Source organism: Staphylococcus sp. HMSC062A01, assembly GCF_001836805.1.
GTDB classification, from domain to species: domain Bacteria; phylum Bacillota; class Bacilli; order Staphylococcales; family Staphylococcaceae; genus Staphylococcus; species Staphylococcus haemolyticus.
The window spans coordinates 1-15,617 of the sequence record NZ_KV830599.1; the positions used below are offsets into that span (position 1 = coordinate 1).

General features: G+C 31.7%; 12 protein-coding genes. 10 read left to right on the forward strand and 2 right to left on the reverse strand.

The genetic code is table 11. From position 1 onward, the window contains the following. Nucleotides 1-70: 70 nt before the first annotated feature. Complete coding sequence (locus tag HMPREF2715_RS00185; RefSeq protein WP_070581459.1) at nt 71-1,216, reverse strand: globin domain-containing protein; 1,146 nt, start codon at nt 1,214-1,216, stop codon at nt 71-73. 262 nt (nt 1,217-1,478) lie between these two features. Here HMPREF2715_RS00185 and HMPREF2715_RS00190 point away from each other — a divergent pair, with 262 nt between their 5' ends. From HMPREF2715_RS00190 to rihC, 6 genes are all read left to right on the forward strand, one after another. Then, complete coding sequence (locus tag HMPREF2715_RS00190; RefSeq protein ID WP_011276172.1) at nt 1,479-1,796, forward strand: DUF5011 domain-containing protein; 318 nt, start codon at nt 1,479-1,481, stop codon at nt 1,794-1,796. Between the two features lie 295 nt (nt 1,797-2,091). Continuing rightward, complete coding sequence (qoxA, locus tag HMPREF2715_RS00195) at nt 2,092-3,216, forward strand: cytochrome aa3 quinol oxidase subunit II (protein WP_070441247.1); 1,125 nt, start codon at nt 2,092-2,094, stop codon at nt 3,214-3,216. After that, entirely contained in the window at nt 3,216-5,204 is a 1,989-nt protein-coding gene (qoxB, locus tag HMPREF2715_RS00200; RefSeq protein WP_070581460.1) for a cytochrome aa3 quinol oxidase subunit I, read from the forward strand. Before qoxA ends, qoxB begins: the two co-directional genes overlap by 1 nt. Beyond that, entirely contained in the window at nt 5,194-5,799 is a 606-nt protein-coding gene (gene qoxC / locus HMPREF2715_RS00205) for a cytochrome aa3 quinol oxidase subunit III (RefSeq protein WP_037535537.1), read from the forward strand. Before qoxB ends, qoxC begins: the two co-directional genes overlap by 11 nt. Next, nucleotides 5,796-6,086, forward strand: coding sequence for a cytochrome aa3 quinol oxidase subunit IV (qoxD, locus tag HMPREF2715_RS00210; RefSeq protein ID WP_011276176.1), 291 nt, complete (start codon nt 5,796-5,798; stop codon nt 6,084-6,086). Before qoxC ends, qoxD begins: the two co-directional genes overlap by 4 nt. 142 nt (nt 6,087-6,228) lie before the next feature. Continuing rightward, nucleotides 6,229-7,128 carry a ribonucleoside hydrolase RihC gene (gene rihC / locus HMPREF2715_RS00215; protein WP_070441252.1) on the forward strand — a complete coding sequence of 300 codons (900 nt, stop codon included), beginning with the start codon at nt 6,229-6,231 and terminating at the stop codon, nt 7,126-7,128. A gap of 63 nt (nt 7,129-7,191) precedes the next feature. Here rihC and HMPREF2715_RS00220 read toward each other — a convergent pair whose 3' ends face one another. Further along, a complete protein-coding gene (locus HMPREF2715_RS00220) occupies nt 7,192-8,367 on the reverse strand; it encodes a serine hydrolase domain-containing protein (protein ID WP_070839122.1) in 1,176 nt (391 codons plus the stop codon). 452 nt (nt 8,368-8,819) lie between these two features. Here HMPREF2715_RS00220 and HMPREF2715_RS00225 point away from each other — a divergent pair, with 452 nt between their 5' ends. The 4 genes from HMPREF2715_RS00225 (at nt 8,820) to HMPREF2715_RS00240 (ending at nt 15,463) form a co-directional block, all read left to right on the forward strand. Continuing rightward, on the forward strand, nt 8,820-10,076 hold the full coding sequence (locus HMPREF2715_RS00225; RefSeq protein ID WP_070441258.1) for an LCP family protein: 1,257 nt from the start codon (nt 8,820-8,822) through the stop codon (nt 10,074-10,076). 18 nt (nt 10,077-10,094) lie between these two features. After that, nucleotides 10,095-10,565 carry a DUF2538 family protein gene (locus tag HMPREF2715_RS00230; protein ID WP_070441261.1) on the forward strand — a complete coding sequence of 157 codons (471 nt, stop codon included), beginning with the start codon at nt 10,095-10,097 and terminating at the stop codon, nt 10,563-10,565. 140 nt (nt 10,566-10,705) lie between these two features. Continuing rightward, a complete protein-coding gene (locus HMPREF2715_RS00235; protein WP_070441264.1) occupies nt 10,706-11,128 on the forward strand; it encodes a GNAT family N-acetyltransferase in 423 nt (140 codons plus the stop codon). Between the two features lie 252 nt (nt 11,129-11,380). Beyond that, nucleotides 11,381-15,463 carry a glucosaminidase domain-containing protein gene (locus HMPREF2715_RS00240; RefSeq protein WP_070678330.1) on the forward strand — a complete coding sequence of 1,361 codons (4,083 nt, stop codon included), beginning with the start codon at nt 11,381-11,383 and terminating at the stop codon, nt 15,461-15,463. Nucleotides 15,464-15,617 lie beyond the last annotated feature (154 nt).

Sequence of the window (15,617 nt, forward strand, 5' to 3'; positions counted from 1 at the left end):
ACTCATCAGTCCGATTTGACGTAGAGCCATAATTTATACAAAATCTTATTAATAAATATCTATTTCAATATTAAACTGCAACACTTAATTTTGGTACAAATGTTTCATAATGAATAGGACTTTGATCAACATCTAATGCTTTTAATACTTCAATAACAGATTGAATAAATTTAGCACCACCACAAACGTAAACCTCTGTATTTTCACTTATATATTTTTCTAAGTATTCTTTAGTTAAATAGCCATTTTTTTCGCGATCATAAAGTTCATATTTTGCTTTGTCTGATTTTTGACTAATATTTTCTAAATATGAAGTGAATGGTGTATCGTTGACATCTCCAGTTACTTGAATAAATTGAGCATTACTATCTTTAACAACCACTTCATTAAACATTGAAACTAATGGTGTAACACCGATACCCGCACCAATAAATAATTGAGGCTTTTCAGGATTTGCAACCGCAAATGGACCTACAGGTGCTGATAAATTAATTTTGTCTCCTTCTTTTAATTCATCATGCAATATAGTTGAAACTTCACCTTCATGGTCAGTTGTCACATCACGTTTAACAGCAAATGTTAAACGCTCGTTTTCTCCAGATACAATTGAATAATGTCTTTTTGCGCGATATGGCATTTTTTCACTACTTACATCCACAGTGATGTATTCACCAGGTGTAAATTGACTTAAATCATAGTCAGTAGATTTAACTGTGAAAGCTTTGATATCTGAAGATAATTGTTCGATTTTTTCAATTTCAAAAGGTTGGAAACCTTCCCAAAGCATACTAGCATAGATATCTTTTTCAACTTGAATAAACACATCTGCGATTTCTTGATAAGCTTTCTTCCAAGTTTGTATGATTGGATGATCATCTTCTAGTCCTACTACTGCCTTTATTGCTTCTATTAAATTTTCTCCAACAATGTCATAACCTGCTGGCGGAACTTCTAATGCACAATGTTTATAAGCGATTTCTTTAACTACAGGCATGATGTTGCCTAAATTATCAATATTAACAGCTGCCGCTAAAACACTTTGCGCTAATGCAGTTGATTGAAATCCTTTTTGTTGGTTCGTTTGGTTAAACATATTTTTTAATTCTGGATGTTGATTGAACATTCTATTGTAAAAATATGAGGTTATTTCAGTGCCTTTCTCTTGTAATACTGGTACCGTTTCTTTGATAATGCCTTTTTCTTTTTCATTTAACATGAAAGTCACTCCCATTTAGTTAAATATTTCAAACCTTTCCAAATTCATTCTATTCCAATTTGCAAAATTTTTAAATCAATTGTAATTAAATTCACAAATTGTTCATTTTACATAATCTTAATATATATTTTTCCTCTTATTATTTAAATTCTTAAAATAATACGATATATTAGGACTATAGTATGATGTTTATTTTCAGAATATATTGTATAGTTTAATTAAATTAGTCAATGACTTTATTTTTTTAACGGAGGTTAACTTAATGAATAAACTAATCCAGTCACTTTCAGCGCTAGGCGTCTCCGCAACTCTAGTTACCCCCAACTTAAGTGCAGAAGCAACAACTAATCACTCCCCTGAGCTTAGAGGTGTGAATGATATCGTAATCGAAAAAGGCCAAAATTATAATCTACTAAATGGAATTAGTGCTTATGATAAAGAAGATGGTGATTTAACACATAAGATCACTGTAGATGGTCATGTTGATACTTCTAAAGTAGGCAAATATAAAGTGAAATATAATGTCATTGATTCAGATGGTGCAGAAGAAACTTCAACTCGATACATAGAAGTTAAATAATATGACAAATTTTTGAGATGAGATGAATAATCTCATCTTTTTTTGTGTCAAAAACACTTGAAAACATTGAAAATGATAACATTTCTCAACTATATGCGTATATCACTTAAATTTGTCATTTTTCACATAATAGACACATAATTTTAACAAATCTTACATTCCCCGTCATTCCTATTGTTTCTAGTTGTTTCCTATATATAATTATAATTTTTTTCGGATAAGTACTTGTAAATATTGCGTAATAAACTAAAATTAATGATAAGCCCTACATTTGTAGTATTAGGAGGTCAAAAAAGTGTCAAAATTTAAGTCTTTACTTCTAATGTTCGGCACGCTAATTTTACTTAGTGGTTGTTCGAATGTTGAAGTATTTAATGCAAAAGGGCCAGTAGCAAGTAGTCAGAAGTTCTTGATTATCTATTCAATCATCTTCATGCTTGTTATTGTTGCTGTTGTACTTACTATGTTCGCTATTTTTATTTTCAAGTATAGCTACAATAAAAACAGCGAAACTGGTAAGATGCACCACAATTCTTTAATTGAAACAATTTGGTTTGTGGTACCTATCATTATCGTAATTGCTTTATCTATTCCAACAGTTAAAACTTTATACGATTATGAGAAACCACCAGAAAGTAAGGAAGATCCAGTGGTTGTATACGCAGTAAGTGCTGGATATAAATGGTTCTTCGCTTATCCAGAACAAAAAGTTGAAACGGTTAATACTTTAACTATTCCTAAAAACCGTCCTGTAGTATTCAAATTACAATCTATGGATACGATGACAAGTTTCTGGATTCCTCAACTAGGTGGTCAAAAATATGCCATGACTGGCATGACAATGGATTGGACTTTACAAGCTGATCAAACAGGTACTTTCAGAGGTCGTAACTCAAACTTCAATGGTGAAGGTTTCTCTCGCCAAACGTTTAAAGTACACTCTGTAGACCAAAGTGAATTCGATTCTTGGGTTAAAGATGCTAAGAGCAAGAAAACACTTAGCCAAGATGAGTTTGATAAACAACTCTTACCAAGTACACCTAATAAAGAATTGACATTCAGTGGTACGCATATGGCATTCGTTGACCCTGCAGCTGATCCAGAGTACATCTTCTACGCTTACAAACGTTACAATTATGTTCAAAAAGATCCTAACTTTGTAGCTGAGAAAGACTTGTACAAAGATGTTACTGATAAACCACAAAAACCAGCTCGTAAGGTTCAAATCACTAACGCTAACTATAAGCGTCATGGTATGAAACCTATGATTCTTGGTAACAATGATCCTTATGATAATGAATTCAAGAAAGAAGAAGATCATAACTCTAAGGAAATGGAAAAAATCAGTAAAAGTGCAAAAGACGAAAATGCGTCTAAATTTGGTAGCAAAGCAGACAATGATCATGGAGGTGGACATTAATGAATTTTCCATGGGATCAATTGCTCGTTAAAGGTAACTGGATGATTACAATGGCACAAATTGGTGCGCCATTCCTAGTTATTGGTTTAATCGCAGTAATTACTTACTTCAAGTTATGGAAATATCTTTACAAAGAATGGTTCACATCCGTAGACCATAAAAAAATCGGTTTAATGTACTTAATTTGTGCCGTACTTATGTTCGTTCGTGGTGGTATTGATGCATTACTATTACGTACTCAATTAACAATTCCAGATAATACTTTCTTGGAATCAAATCACTATAATGAAATCTTCAGTACGCACGGCGTTATCATGATTATCTTTATGGCTATGCCATTCGTATTTGGTTTATGGAACTTAGTCGTTCCACTACAAATTGGGGCTCGTGATGTGGCGTTCCCAGTTATGAATAACATTAGTTTCTGGTTATTCTTCGTTGGTATGATATTATTCAACCTTTCATTCATTATTGGTGGTTCACCAGCGGCTGGTTGGACAAACTACGCACCATTAGCTGGTGAATTTAGTCCAGGCCCAGGTGTTAACTATTACCTAGTCGCAATTCAAATTTCAGGTATTGGTACTTTAATGACTGGTATTAACTTCTTCGTAACAATACTTAGATGTAAAACACCAACAATGAAATTCATGCAAATGCCTATGTTTACTGTAACAACATTTATTACGACTTTAATCGTAATTCTTGCGTTCCCAGTATTCACAGTTGTACTTGCATTAATGACTACTGACCGTGTATTTGGAACTGCATTCTTTACAGTTGCCGATGGCGGTATGCCAATGTTATGGGCAAACTTCTTCTGGGTATGGGGGCACCCTGAGGTTTATATCGTTATCTTGCCTGCATTTGGTATTTATTCAGAAATTATTCCAACATTTGCTCGTAAACGTTTATTCGGACACCAAAGTATGGTGTGGGCAACTGCTGGTATCGCATTCTTAAGTTTCTTAGTTTGGGTTCACCATTTCTTCACAATGGGTAATGGTGCTTTAATCAACTCATTCTTCTCAATTTCAACAATGTTAATCGGTGTACCAACCGGGGTTAAATTATTTAACTGGTTATTAACATTATATAAAGGACGTATTACGTTCGAGTCACCTATGCTATTCTCATTAGCCTTCATCCCTAACTTCTTATTAGGTGGGGTTACAGGTGTAATGTTAGCGATGGCATCAGCTGACTATCAATACCATAATACTTATTTCTTAGTAGCTCACTTCCACTATACATTGGTTACTGGTGTTGTATTTGCCTGCCTAGCTGGTTTAATCTTCTGGTATCCTAAGATGATGGGTTACAAATTAAACGAAAAACTAAATGCATGGTGTTTCTGGTTATTCATGATTGGATTTAACGTATGTTTCTTACCACAATTCATTCTTGGATTAGACGGAATGCCTCGTCGTTTATACACTTATATGCCTTCTGATGGTTGGTGGTTATTAAACCTAATCTCTACTATTGGTGCATTATTAATGGCTGTTGGTTTCCTATTCTTAGTAGTAAGCATTGTATACAGTCATATCAAAGCTCCACGTGAAGCTACTGGAGATAACTGGGATGGTCTTGGACGTACTTTAGAGTGGTCTACTGCTTCTGCAATTCCACCTAAATACAACTTTGCTATCACTCCAGATTGGAATGACTATGATACATTTGTTGATATGAAAGAACATGGTCGTCATTATTTAGATAACCATAATTATAAAGACATTCATATGCCAAACAATACACATACAGGTGTAATTATGGGTATATTCATGTTATTAGGTGGTTTCTTCTTAATCTTCGAAACTGTAATCCCTGCTGCAATCTGCTTAGTAGGTATTCTTGGTTCATTAGTTTACCAAAGTTTCGTACAAGATCATGGTTATCATATCCCTGCTTCTGAAGTTGCTGAAAATGAAGCTCGTTTAAGAGAAGCTCGTATTAAAGAAAGGGAGGCTGTAGGTCATGAGTCATGATACAAATACTGTTGATTCACGTACGCACGAAGGTCAATTAAATAAACTTGGCTTCTGGATTTTCCTTACAGCCGAATTCTCATTATTCGGTACTTTGTTCGCAACGTTATTAACGTTGCAACATGGTGGCGATTATGCTGGCAAAATGACAACAGAATTATTCGAGTTACCGCTTGTATTAATTATGACGTTTGCCTTATTAATTAGTTCTTACACATGTGGTATTTCAATTTATTACATGCGTAAAGAAAAACAAAACTTAATGATGTTCTGGATGATTCTTACTGTCCTTTTAGGTCTAGTGTTCGTTGGATTCGAAATTTACGAATTTGCTCACTATGTTTCTGAAGGTGTAACACCACAAATTGGATCTTATTGGTCTAGTTTCTTCATCCTATTAGGTACACACGGTGCTCACGTATCATTAGGTATTGGTTGGATCATTTGTTTATTAATTCAAGTGGCTACACGTGGTCTTAATAAATTTAATGCTCCTAAATTATTCATTGTAAGTTTATACTGGCACTTCTTAGATGTTGTTTGGATCTTCATCTTCACTGCCGTATATATGATAGGGATGGTGTATAGCGGATGAATACAATCGTAAAACATACAGTCGGCTTTATTGCCTCAATCGTCTTGACGTTATTAGCAGTTTTCGTAACTCTATACACAAACATGACATTCCATGCTAAAACAACAATCATCTTTGGCTTTGCATTTATTCAAGCTGCAGTTCAATTATTAATGTTCATGCACTTAACTGAAGGTAAAGATGGTCAAGTACAATCGTTCAAAGTTATCTTTGCGATTATCATCACATTAGTGACTGTTATTGGTACGTATTGGGTTATGCAAGGTGGACATTCTCACCACTTATAATTTAATATTTATCTCACACAAAGAACCTGTTATGAAGCTCGTCAAAGTTTCAAACAGGTTCTTTCTTTATGCTTTCATTTCATACCTGATTTAAGTTATCTTTAATTTAAATCATTTATTGTGAAGGAGATGCATTTGAATAATGACTTTACCTATAATCATAGATACTGATCCAGGAATTGATGATGCTGCTGCATTGAGTGTTGCCCTATTACATCCATTCTTCGATGTAAAAATGATTTCCACAGTCAATGGAAATGTCAATATAGAAAAAACGACTGCTAATGCTCTGAAATTGAAAGCTTTCTTCAATAGTGACGTACCTGTTCACAGAGGTTCTGCAAAACCGTTAATTAATAAAGCAATAGATGCAAGCCAAGTTCATGGTGAAAGTGGTATGGATGGATACGACTTCCCATCTATATCAAATGACCAATTAGCTTCTACTAACTCAATAACTGCAATGAAGGAGATACTTTTACATTCAAACACCCCTATTACGCTTATAGCGTTAGGTCCACTTACGAATATTGCTCTATTGATAAGTACGTTTCCTGAAGTTAAAGATCATATTAAAGAAATTGTCTTAATGGGAGGAAGTTCAGGACGAGGTAATGTAACGCCACTTGCAGAGTTTAATATCTATAGTGATCCTGAAGCAGCGCATATTGTATTTGAGAGTAACCTTCCCATCACTATGATTGGACTTGATTTAGCACGACAATCGCTGTTAACTCATGACTATTTAGCGTCATTTGAACATATGAGTAGAACAAGTTCAATGCTCTATCAAATCTTTCAACATTATAGAGAGAAAGACTTCGCTAAAGGGTTAAAATTATATGATGTCTTCACAGTATTATATTTACTTGATCCTGAAAGCTATGAAACGATACTAGCTAGTGTACGAATTGAATTACATGGCACATTGACCAAGGGAGCTACAGTTGTTGATTACGACTCCCCCTATCCAAATTGTAAAATTGTTACTTCAAGTCTAAATAAGAACTACTGCTCAATATTTAAAGACACAATTAAATAATTCATTTTAATTAAAAAAAGCTATAACAAAATGCATCTTTATTACATTTCGTTATAGCTCTCTTTATTTGGTTTCATAAATATTTTGACCAAGTAATTGATAATAAATATGAGAAATAATTGACTCATTTGACACTTTAGAATAATCAACTTTATTCGTAGCCAGTACAATAATATAATCTTCATTAAAATATACCGTAAATATTTGACCGAAAAACACACCATTAATTCGATTGACTTGAGGAGTCGAATAGAATCCATATCTATAAGATTCTGGATATTTAGTGCTCCCAATTTCTTGAAGTAATGATGTTGTAACTGCTTGATTGAAAATATTATTTTGCTGTAAATCATTAACTAATCTAGCCATATCATGTGTAGACATAAATAAATTTCCTGCACCATAATATTGACCTAATACATTCGGATTCATCGTTTTTAGTTTATTATTTTTTACTTTGTATCCAGTGGCCATATCCTTTTTATAAGGCTTTTCATTAAAGAAAGCACTATGCTCTAAATGATAGGGTTCTGCTAGTAATTTATAATAATTTTCCACATAAGAATGATGTGTTACTGCTTCTATAACTTGCGCAAGAACTAGATAGTTAGCATCGTTATATAAATGCTTATGATAATATTTACTATTAATCCCTCTTCTTTGAATATCATGAACTGCCCCATCTAAACTCTTTGTATTAGGATTAGCATTAAATTTATATAAACCACTTCTATGTAACATTAAATCTTTCAATGTAATTGTTTTATTTGTCTTAAACCACGGCAAATACTTAGTAACAGGGTCATTAATATTAATTTTGTTTGATAATTCTAAGTGCTTGAGTACTAAGCCAGTAGTGAATTTTTGAGCTGATCCAATTAAATACATCGTATTTGCATTGCTTTTTTTCTTACTGCTAATATTTTGATAACCATACCCTTTATCAAGCATTAATTTTCCATCTTTTAAAACTGTAATTGATCCATTGAAATGAACATTTTTTAAATACGTATTAATTTGTTCAATATTATCATCTTTTGCTTGAACCGTTTTGTGCTTATCAACTGTTTTATAGTTTTTATCACGATGTTCTATATAAGCCTTGTTATCATTAACATTGTTATATTCACTGTCCTTAATACTATAGTTAGTAATTTTAATGACGAATAATATAATGAGAAGTATTAAAACAATTAATACTAAAATAAAAGCTATAATTTTTAATTTGTTATTTTTCATGGAGTCCCTCTTACGTCTAATATAGAAGTATATCTAAATTAAAACCTATTCTATCTAAATCATTTTTTATTCGTTTAATATTTTATATTATATAACACAACACCATTGAATTCATCTTTCTTTAATCATACAGTTATAATTTTTTATTACATCGTACTTTAGTATGATAAAGTATTATCTAATATTGCTTAACCATCTTTTGTAAATTCTATTTTAATAATGTAAATTTTGTATTAAACTTAAAGTTGTAATTCTCTCCAAAAAGTAATACAATTTAAGGCTATGAGAGTATACATTATATATAATTACACCATCCTTACAACTTTGAATACAAGCAAAAAATATAAATTTATTTTTGATTTTATACTTCATGTTAAATAAAAATGTAACAATTTTTATTTTTCAAATCATAAAATCTCTTATAAAAGATAATATGTATAGGAGCAAATGCTATGAACCGATTTTTAAAATATTTTATGATGCTACTTACACTAGTACTAATCGTTGTTCCTGTAATTTTTATCATCAATTTGTATAAAACTTCTGAAAGTGCAATGCAAGCCTCATATGATAAATCTGATTCGAAGCGTCAATCAAACATACGTGAAGGAAAAGTAAACCCTTCTAAAGATGCAGTTTCAATCTTATTTTTAGGAATTGATGATAATGAAGGTCGTCGTAAAAATGGCCAAACTACAGAACATTCAAGAACGGATTCTATGATTCTTTCTACCTTCAGTCCTGAAAAGCGTCAAATACGATTACTTAGTATCCCACGTGATACGATTAGTTATATACCAAAAGTTGGTTATTACGACAAGATAACTCACGCACATGCATACGGAGGACCTGTAGCTGCTATGGATTCTGTCGAGGCGACATTAAACGTTCCTGTTGATTATTATGTACGAGTAAATATGGATGCCTTCGTTGAGGCAGTTGATGAACTTGGTGGTATTTATTATGACGTTCCTTACGACTTAAATGAGCCTAATACAGACGATAGCGGTAGAATTAAAATTAAAAAAGGCTATCAAAAACTTAATGGTGATGAAGCGCTAGCCGTTGCAAGAACACGACATCACGATTCTGATTTAAAACGTGGCGAAAGACAAATGGATTTAATTAAATTATTATTCCAAAAAGCTAAGAGCCTTGATTCATATGATAAATTAGATGATTTAGTACAAATAGTTGGGAAAAATGCGAAACATAATTTAACTTCTTCTGAAATCAAATCTCTAGCATCTATGTACTTATCTGATGACATTGAATTTAAAAAGTCTCAACTCAAGGGTAAAGATGATTACTTACAAAATATTTACTATTATAATCCGAGCGTTAGTAGTATTATGAAATATTCAAATATATTGCGTTCTGATTTAGGACTATCTAAAATAACAAATAAGGATGAATTCTTAGATCAACGCGTTATTAAACATTACGGTACACTTGTACCACTTACACCTCTTGATCAGTCTTTATTGAAAAATAATCAAAAAGATTCATCTTCTTCTGATGATAACATCGATGATTCAACAAATTCAGATAACAATAATAATATACAATCATCTGAAGAAAATAGTTCAAACTCAAATGAAGGTATTGACCAAAGTAGTCAAGGTAGTACTCAAAATGATAACTACAATCAGACAAATAGTTCTGATTCATTCAATAACAATCAAGATCAAATGAATCAAATTTACTAATTGAGAGGAGTACAAACTATGTCACGTAAAACATATGAAAAAGCTGCTAACATTAATGGTATGTTTAATGTTTTAGAGCAACAAATTATTCATAGCAAAGACATGGCATTATTTAGAAGTGAATTCTTTTACGTTAATCATGAACATCGTGAAAATTTTGAAGCATTATTAGTCTACTATGGTGAAAATTCTGTTAATCCAATTGTAAGTGGTGCGTGCTACATTCTTGCTTTACCAGAAATCTTCAATAAAGTAGATGTTTTTGAATCGGATTTACCGTTCTCATGGGTTTATGATGAAAATGGTATTACTGAGACAATGCAAAGTATTAGCGTTCCTCTTCAATATCTTATTGCGGCAGCATTAGAAGTTACTGATGTAACATTATTCAAGCCTTCAGGTTTTACAATGGGCATGAATAATTGGAATATTGCTCAAATGAGAATATTTTGGCAGTACAGTGCGATTGTTCGCCAAGAAGCCTTATAATAAAACAATTTCCACTCCTTTTTACAAATTTGTTGTAAAAAGGAGTTTTTTATATCTTTAAATCATATAGAATAACTTTATACTTTTATAAATTTAATTTTTGTAACTTTTAATAATTACATATATATGGGGGAATTAAGATGTTTGAAATAGTAAAAAACAAAGATATGTTATCAGAATGTTTTTTTATTAGAAGAGAAGTATTTGTGAAAGAACAAGGTGTTCCCTTGGAAAATGAATTAGATTCATTTGAGGAAGAATCTACACATATTATTGGCTACGACAAAAATCATGTACCTTTTGCATGTGCGAGATTTAGACCTTATAACAACGCAGCAAAAGTAGAAAGAGTTGCTATTTTAAAACCTTATAGAAAAGATGGGTATGGCAAAACAATGATGCACGCTATTGAACGTTTTGCAAAAGATAAGGGATACAATCAATTAGTTTTAAATGCTCAAGTACAAGCTCAAGGCTTTTATGAGAAACTAGATTATATTCAAACGGGCCCAGTTTTTATTGAGGAAAATATCGATCATATAAAAATGTATAAGAATATTTAAACTATTTATATTCTAAATTCATAGAGTACTTGTAATTAATTAAATAGACTATCTCATTTTTTTAATAGTAGCTTAAACTAATGTATTTTAAATTATCTGTGCTTCGTAATGTATTCCTTAGTAAAATCATAATTTGTTTACTATATGTAAGAAAGTATTAAAGTTAGTTTACAAATAAGTTAAATCTAATCATAGCCTTAATTTAAATACTATAATGAATTTGTAATATTAATAATAACGAGGAGTAACAAAATGACCAAAAAGTTTAATTTAAAATTTCCTTCGATGATTGCGATCACATTATTTGGTGCTGCATTTACTTCACAACATGCACATGCAGCTGAAGTGAATCAAAATTCGAATAATACAAATAATGTTATTGATGATCAACAGAATATAGAAAATGCTGAGCAAGCTAAAAAAGAAGTAACTAATTCAGCTCAAAGTGTATCAGGGGTACAAACGTATCAAAATCCTTCTGATGTTAAAGCATCTGTTGCTACAGAAAGCAAAACGTATGATGCTAAATTAGATAATTTAACTACAACAAAACAGACTTCACAAGATCAACAAAGTACGCAAAATCAAAGTACTGCTAACACAAACGCTACTAATTCAAATAGTGAGCTAGCTAAGGTTAAAGATAGCAAGCAAGAAGTTTCATCTTCAAATAAATCTGATCAAAATACTAATATCAATAACACACAAAGTAATACTGATGCTAATAAGAAAACATTGCAAGCTTCTAAAAACACTTTACCATCATCTCAAGTTCAGTCAAATGATGATACATCTGTTAATATTAATCAAAACACTACACAATATGTTAATAATCAAATTGATGAAAGTAGTTCTAACTCACAACAAGAGAATAGTTTAACTTCATCAAATAAAAATCAATTGAATTCATCATCTGTTACTCCATCACAATCTAATCAAGTGACTCAGTCTAACAACCAAATAGAGTCTAAGCAAAGCAGTGATAAGAAAGTTAGTACTTATAGTAATAATGATAATAATGCAACTCAAGTAAACGTAGATCAAGCTAAAACATCACAAGAAGCTAATACTAAGAATGCATCAGCATCAAAAACAACTCAAACATCTACATCTAACAGTACTCAATCAGGTTATTCTGAATTTAGATCTGTTGGTGGCAAAGGTGGTCCAGCAACTTCAGTAAAAACAGTTAAACGTTATGCAGCTAAAGCAACTACATCATCTTTACCGAAATATAAACCACAAGTAAGTTCATCAATCAACAATTATATTCGTTCGAATAACTTACAAGCATCTAAAATCGAAGAAAATTATTCATCTTATTTCCCTAAATATGGATATCGTAATGGTGTAGGTAAACCTGAAGGTATTGTAGTTCATGAAACGGCTAATGATAACTCAACTATTGATGGTGAAATTAATTACATGAAAAACAATTACAACTCAGCTTTCGTTCATGCATTTGTAGACGGTAACCGTATTATAGAAACTGCCCCTACTGACTACTTATCATGGGGTGCGGGTCCAAATGCTAATGATCGTTTTATAAATGTTGAAATTGTTCATACACATGACTATGCTTCATTCGCTAAATCAATGAATAACTATGCAGATTATGCTGCAACACAATTACAATATTATGGATTAACACCTAATAGTGCTGAAAATGATGGTCAAGGTACAGTTTGGACTCACTATGCAATTAGTCGATTCCTAGGTGGTACAGACCATTCTGACCCACACGCTTACCTACAAAGCCATAATTATACTTATAATGAATTATACGATTTAATTAATGAAAAATATTTAATTAAAACAGGCCAAGTAGCACCTTGGGGTACTACTTCAAGTAGTAGCTCATCTAATACCAATAAAGGTGGTTCAAGTAATAATGGTTCCACTACTACATCACCAAAATTAACTGTTAAGTCAAATAGTGGCTTAGCTCAAATTAAAACTGATAATAGTGGTGTTTACACAACAGTTTATGATGATAAAGGTAAAGCTACCAACCAAGTTCATAACACTTTATCTGTAACTAAATCTGCCACACTTGGTAAAGATAAGTATTATCTATTATCTGACTACAATAGTGGTAAAGTGTACGGTTGGGTTAAGCAAGGAGAAACCGTTTATAATACAGTAAAATCTCCTGTAAAAATAAACCAATCATATAATATAAAATCAGGTGCTACGCTATATACAGTGCCATGGGGTAACTATAATCAAGTAGCTGGAACTGTTTTAAAATCTAATACAGCACCATTTAAAGCAACAAAGTCTCAACAAGTTGGCACAGCCACTTATTTATATGGCTCTTTAAATGGTAAAAATGGATGGGTTAGCAAAGCATTTCTATCTAATATAACTAAACCATCTTCTGAAAGTAAAACACCTACTGTAGATAATACTTTAAAAGTATCGAATCTTAAGAATACATTAGGTCAGGTTTCTACTAAGAATAAAGGAACGTATACAACTGTTTATGATAAAAATGTGAAAGCTAACGCAACTATTGGTGGAAAAACGTACAACATAACTAAGAAAGCTACGTTGAACAATAAAGATTATTACTTAATTTCTGATTATAATGGTAATACTTCACGTGGTTGGGTACCTGTTTCAGAAATTTCTGTTAAAACTACAACACCTAACAAAACTAATGCCACTTATTACGATATTAATGGAAATGCAAATATTTACGACACACCTTGGGGAACAGCTAAACAAGTTAAAGCTACAGTACCTTCAAGTGGTAAACAGTTAAAATCAATTGATAACCTTAAAGTTGGTAACGAAACGTACTTACACGGTGTAATCAACAATGTTTGGGGTTGGATTAAATCAACTGATGTTAAACAAACACCTAAAGTAAATGCTAAATTTGCTGTAAACACTAAAGCTACTAAACCATCTACTGCATCAACTCAAACTGTGTCAAAAGTAGCTCAAGTTAATGCGAACAACAGCGGTGCACGTGCAACTGTTTATGATAAAACAGGTAAAAATGCAACTAAGTATGCTAATCGTACTTTCAACGTTTCTAAAGAAAAAACAATTGATGGTAATACTTATGTGTTACTTCAAAATACTACGACAAATACACCTTTAGGTTGGTTCAATGTCAAAGACTTGAAAGTTCAAAACTCTAGTTCTGAACAAAAAACATCAGGTACTTATAAAATTAACAACAAAAATAATGGTCTATACTCAATTGCGTGGGGTACAAACCAACAACGTTTAGATAATAAAGATTTAGCTAATAAATCAATTAAAGTATCTAAATCAGTTGTTATTGGAAACACAACTTATCTATACGGTACTGTTAACGGTAAAACTGGTTGGATTGCTAAGAATGACTTAACTTCATCAAATACTTCATCAGATAATGGTGAAAAATATCAATATGAATTTATTATCAACACAACTAATGGTTATTACTATGATGACCCTAGTACAGCTAAAGCAACTTCATTAAAAGCTTTTAATGAACAAATTTTCCAAGTAACAATTCGTAAAGTCGTTAATGGTAAAACTTGGTATTATGGTAAATTAAGTAATGGCAAATATGTATGGATTAAAGATACTGATTTGAAAAAAGAATTAGTTAAATATTCAAAATCATATAGAACATTAAATCAAGCTGTATCACTTCAACAAAATGCGTACGGGGCTCCACCACAAGTTCAAAGAAATGGTTATGGTTGGTCAAACGCAACTTATAGTGAAATTAAAAACGCTATGAACACAGAAAAATTAGCTAAAGATGATACGCTTAAATACCAATTCTTACGCTTAGATCGCCCGCAAAATCTTTCTGTAGCAAGTTTGAATCAATTACTTAAAGGTAAAGGTGTTCTTGAAAATCAAGGTCAAGCATTCAGTCAAGCTGCTGCTACTTCAGGTATCAATGAAATTTACTTAATTGCACATGCATTAATTGAAACTGGTAATGGTCAATCTCAATTAGCTAAAGGTGCAAACATCGTAAATAACTATGTTACTACTAATAGTGCTACAAAATATCATAATGTATTTGGTATAGCCGCTTTTGATGCTAATCCACTATATAAAGGTATTAATTATGCTAAGCAAGCTGGTTGGAATTCAGTATCTAAAGCGATTATTGGTGGTGCTAAATTTATAGGTAAAGACTATATTAAAGCAGGCCAAAATACGCTATATAAAATGCGTTGGAATCCAGACCACCCTGCTACACACCAATATGCAACTGATATTAATTGGGCTAATTCTAACGCTCAATATTTAAAACAACTTTATAATGAAATTAAAGCTGTTGGTAAATATTTTGATATCTCAAGCTATAGCAAATAAATAACTATATTTACTAATAAAATGAATGAGACATAAAATTCTCATTTGAATAACCAAGATTCTAGGACATTAAGTTCTTGGACAAATTAAAAAGACAATTTCTATTGATACACTATAGAAATTGTCTTTTTATAATTATTTTATTATATATATG

Excerpts from the sequence above, each read along its gene's own strand:
- HMPREF2715_RS00235 (WP_070441264.1), top strand. The coding sequence starts at position 10,706 with ATGTTTGAAATAGTAAAAAACAAAGATATGTTATCAGAATGTTTTTTT.
- HMPREF2715_RS00225 (WP_070441258.1), top strand. The coding sequence starts at position 8,820 with ATGAACCGATTTTTAAAATATTTTATGATGCTACTTACACTAGTACTA.
- qoxD (WP_011276176.1), top strand. The coding sequence starts at position 5,796 with ATGAATACAATCGTAAAACATACAGTCGGCTTTATTGCCTCAATCGTC.
- qoxC (WP_037535537.1), top strand. The coding sequence starts at position 5,194 with ATGAGTCATGATACAAATACTGTTGATTCACGTACGCACGAAGGTCAA.
- HMPREF2715_RS00230 (WP_070441261.1), top strand. The coding sequence starts at position 10,095 with ATGTCACGTAAAACATATGAAAAAGCTGCTAACATTAATGGTATGTTT.
- rihC (WP_070441252.1), top strand. The coding sequence starts at position 6,229 with ATGACTTTACCTATAATCATAGATACTGATCCAGGAATTGATGATGCT.
- HMPREF2715_RS00190 (WP_011276172.1), top strand. The coding sequence starts at position 1,479 with ATGAATAAACTAATCCAGTCACTTTCAGCGCTAGGCGTCTCCGCAACT.
- HMPREF2715_RS00220 (WP_070839122.1), bottom strand. The coding sequence starts at position 8,367 with ATGAAAAATAACAAATTAAAAATTATAGCTTTTATTTTAGTATTAATT.
- HMPREF2715_RS00240 (WP_070678330.1), top strand. The coding sequence starts at position 11,381 with ATGACCAAAAAGTTTAATTTAAAATTTCCTTCGATGATTGCGATCACA.
- HMPREF2715_RS00185 (WP_070581459.1), bottom strand. The coding sequence starts at position 1,216 with ATGTTAAATGAAAAAGAAAAAGGCATTATCAAAGAAACGGTACCAGTA.
- qoxB (WP_070581460.1), top strand. The coding sequence starts at position 3,216 with ATGAATTTTCCATGGGATCAATTGCTCGTTAAAGGTAACTGGATGATT.